This is a genomic window from Corynebacterium sp. (genome assembly GCF_012837295.1).
Classification (GTDB): Bacteria; Actinomycetota; Actinomycetes; order Mycobacteriales; family Mycobacteriaceae; genus Corynebacterium.
Genome location: NZ_DURI01000157.1, coordinates 1 through 2,873, shown reverse-complemented (window position 1 = coordinate 2,873; position 2,873 = coordinate 1). Strand labels below are relative to the sequence as shown.

Below are 2,873 nucleotides of genomic sequence, written 5' to 3'. Positions count from 1 at the left end.
GTTCTTGGCCATCCCCCACAACGCGACGGCCACCACCGCCACCGCCGCCGCCTTCAATCCCGCGATGGGGCCGTCGAGGTCGCCGAAGTACGCCACTCCGACGGCGGCCAGAGCCAGAACGACCGCGGAAGGCGTCGTAAAGCCGACGAAAGCGGCCAGCAGACCCGGCAGCCCTGCGCGGCGCCAGCCCAACGCCATGCCGACCTGCGACGACGCCGGCCCGGGCAGGAACTGGCACAGGGCGACGACGTCGGCGTACTCGGCGTCGGTGAGCCACCTGCGCTTGCCCACGAACTCCTCGCGGAAATAGCCCAAGTGCGCCACGGGGCCGCCGAAGGACGTCAATCCCAGCAGACCGAAGGCGGAAAACACCTCACCCACGGAGCCGGGATGGCGGCGGGACGCACCACCCGCGGCAGCACCCGCAGCATCCCCGGACGAGGCGTCGGTCACTTCTTTCATGTCCGTAACGTTAGGGCACCCGAACGAAGGTCGCAGGCCGGGCGGTTGGCATGATGGGGACATGACCCGCGCGCAGGCACCCGGCCCCTACCTGGAGTTCGACAGGCGGCAATGGCGCGAATTGCGCAAGTCCATGCCGCAGGTGCTCACCGCCGCGGAAGCCGAGCGGCTGTCCGGCATCGGCGAGAACATCGACCTCGACGAAGTCGCCGAGGTCTACCTCCCGCTGTCGCGCCTGATCCACCTGCGCGTGCAGGCCCACCGCGAGCTCAACCGCACCACCGCGACGTTCCTCGGCGAGGAATACCAGAGCGTGCCGTTCATCATCGGCGTCGCCGGATCCGTGGCGGTGGGCAAATCCACCACCGCCCGCCTGCTGCAGGTGCTGCTGGAACGCTGGGACACCAACCCGCGGGTGGATCTGATCACCACCGACGGTTTCCTGCACCCCTCCGCCGAGCTCAACCGGCGGGGCATCATGCAGCGCAAGGGCTTCCCGGAGTCTTACGACCAGCGGGCGCTGATGCGCTTCGTCACCTCGGTCAAGGCCGGCGTGCGCGACGTCAAGGCGCCCGTGTACTCGCACACGGCTTACGACCGCGTGCCCGGGGAGTTCGAGGTCGTGGATCAGCCGGACATCCTCATCGTCGAGGGCCTCAACGTCCTGCAGACCGGCCCGATGCTGATGGTCTCCGACCTGTTCGACTTCTCCGTCTACGTCGACGCGCGCCGCGAGGACATCGAGCGCTGGTACATCGAGCGGTTCCTCAAGCTGCGCCACACCGCGTTCCGGGCGCCGGGCGCGCACTTCTCGGAGTACGCCGGACTCGGCGACGACGCCGCGACCGTCGAGGCCCGCCGCATCTGGCAGACGGTGAACCTGCCGAACCTGATGGAGAACATCCTGCCCACGCGCGTGCGGGCGTCGCTGGTGCTGCGCAAGTCCAGCGATCACACCATCGACCGCGTGCGCATGCGCAGGCTCTAGGCCCCCGGCCCGGCTGGTCGCCGGCCCGGGCTGGCTCGGCCCCCTCGCTCCACCGGGGCCCGCAGTTCGCTTGACGACGGCCCGCGCCTACTTCCCTCCGGCGTTCCCGTCGGTGCCCTCGAGCCAGGCGACGAGCGGATCCAGTTCCGCGTAGTCGACGCGGTCGGTGTCGACGCCGTAGGACTCGACCATCTGCACCTCATTGGGCGACGGGTTCTTCTTCCCCTTGATCATCCGGGTCATCGTCCACAGCACCGCCCGGTGCTTGCGCGACATGACGGAAAACAGCATCCGGCCCGGCAGGTAATGGCGGTGGACGCGCTCTGCGACGTCGTCGAGCGCCGCCCGGGCGGGATCCTTCTCGCGGACCTCCTCCAACAGCGTCATGCCGATCACCGCCAGCGCCATCTTCCGGTCGGGGTAGGCGCGGGCGGCGGTCTTCATCAGATTCGCGCCGCCGAAGGTGCCCGCGTAGTTCGGCGTGAACACGACCAGCGGCGCATCAGGCCGCTCGGCGAGCACCGAGTCGAGCTCATCGGTCGAGTGCGACGATTCCCCGTGCTCGCCGCCGACGAGCATTCCCCCGGTGCGGCGGGCGAACTCCGCCGCATAATCCGTCGTCGACCCGTAGCGGGTGTTCGAGACGACGATGATGGGCTGGACGGGTGTGGTGTTGGCCATACCCCCAATTGTGCCCCGATCCGGCGCAGCCCGCCCGAGGCGATCCCGGCCCAACCGGCGTCGAGGCAGGTCAGCGGCCGAAACGGCGGCTCCGCTGCGAGAAGTCGCGCAGCGCCCGAAGGAAGTCGATGCGGCGGAATTCCGGCCAGTACGTGTCGGTGAACCAGATCTCCGAATACGCCGACTGCCACAGCAGGAAGCCGCTGAGCCGCTGCTCCCCCGAGGTACGGATCACCAGGTCCGGGTCCGGCTGTCCCGAGGTGTACAGATGGCGGCCGATGGCCTCCGGGGTGACGCGCTCGACGATGTCGGCGGCGGCGACCCCCTCCGCCGCGGCATCTCCGACGATCCGGCGCACGGCGTCGACGATCTCCTGCCGGCCGCCATAGCCGACGGCGATGTTCACCTGGATGCCGGCGTTGCCCGCCGTGAGTTCCTCGTCCCGCCGCAACCGCGCGGCCATGTCGTCGGGAAGCAATTCCAGGTGGCCCACCATCCGCAACCGGATGTCCTCCCCCGCTCCGGCGAGCTCGTCGGCGACGTCGCCGATGATGTCGAAGAGCAGCTCCAGCTCGTCGGCCGACCGGCGGAGATTCTCCGTGGACAACAGGTATATGGTCACCAACCCGACGTCCTGCTCCGAACACCAGGAGACGAACTCCGCGATCTTGCGGGCGCCGACCCGGTGGCCGTGGCTGACGTCGGTGAAACCCGCCTCGCGGGCCCACCGGCGATTGCCGTC

General features: G+C 69.2%; 4 protein-coding genes. 1 reads left to right on the top strand and 3 read right to left on the bottom strand.

From position 1 onward, the window contains the following. Positions 1-462 (bottom strand): chromate transporter (locus GX015_RS05425; protein WP_291343396.1); only part of this gene is annotated, 462 nt, incomplete at its 3' end. A 61-nt stretch (positions 463-523) separates the two neighbouring features. Between GX015_RS05425 and coaA the strand changes: the two genes are divergently transcribed. Next, positions 524-1,450, top strand: coding sequence for a type I pantothenate kinase (gene coaA / locus GX015_RS05420; RefSeq protein WP_291343395.1), 927 nt, complete (start codon positions 524-526; stop codon positions 1,448-1,450). An 87-nt stretch (positions 1,451-1,537) separates the two neighbouring features. Here coaA and GX015_RS05415 read toward each other — a convergent pair whose 3' ends face one another. Beyond that, positions 1,538-2,131, bottom strand: coding sequence for a hypothetical protein (locus tag GX015_RS05415; RefSeq protein WP_291343394.1), 594 nt, complete (start codon positions 2,129-2,131; stop codon positions 1,538-1,540). 70 nt (positions 2,132-2,201) lie between these two features. Continuing rightward, a partial coding sequence (locus GX015_RS05410) for an isoprenyl transferase (protein WP_291343393.1) occupies positions 2,202-2,873 on the bottom strand: 672 nt, incomplete at its 5' end.